This is a genomic window from Herbaspirillum lusitanum P6-12, from assembly GCF_000256565.1.
Classification (GTDB): domain Bacteria; phylum Pseudomonadota; class Gammaproteobacteria; order Burkholderiales; family Burkholderiaceae_D; genus Herbaspirillum; species Herbaspirillum lusitanum.
The window spans coordinates 1-675 of the sequence record NZ_AJHH01000545.1 but is presented as its reverse complement, the minus strand read 5'-3'; the positions used below and the strand labels follow the sequence as shown (position 1 = coordinate 675).

General features: G+C 69.6%; 1 protein-coding gene. It reads left to right on the top strand.

Translation table 11 applies throughout. The features are described 5' to 3' along the window. On the top strand, positions 1 to 675 hold a 675-nt coding region (locus HLUSI_RS0117995; protein WP_016835273.1), incomplete at both ends, for a citrate synthase.

The following is a 675-nucleotide window of genomic DNA, read 5'->3' as shown; positions in this document are numbered from 1 at the left end:
ACGATCAGGCGCGCCTTGTCGGCGCCGCCGAAGGCAGCGGCGCGCTGATGCGCCTGCTCGCCGCCAGCCTGCTCGGCACGCGACCGTCGCCGGCGCCCATCCATGAACAATGCGCCAAAGCGTGGAAGCTGGATGCGCACGGCGCCGCATTGGTGCGCATGGCGCTGGTGCTGTGCGCCGATCACGAACTGAACGCCTCGAGTTTCACCGCACGCTGCGTGGCGTCCACCGGCACCAGCCTGCGCGCCTCGGTGATCGCCGGACTGGCGGCACTCACCGGCGGCAAGCACGGCGGCGCCACGGCGCGCGTGGAAGCCTTGCTGGATGAAATCGATGCGAATGGAAAAGCCGACATCGCCGCCGGACTGCAACGACGCCTGGCGCGCGGCGACGACTTGCCCGGCTTCGGCCACCATCTCTATCCCGACGGCGACGTACGCGCCAACGCCTTGCTGGCGGAAGTACTGCCGCATCATCCCGCCTGGCGCGACATCATCGCCGCTGCCCGCAACCTGATCGGCCAGCATCCGTCGCTGGACTTTGCGCTGGTGGCGCTGCGCCGTCATCTGCAATTGCCGGTCGGCGCCGCTTTCGGCCTGTTCGCACTCGGCCGCGGCATGGGCTGGATCGCACAAGCGCTGGAACAGCGCGCCAGCGGCGAACTGATCCGGCCGC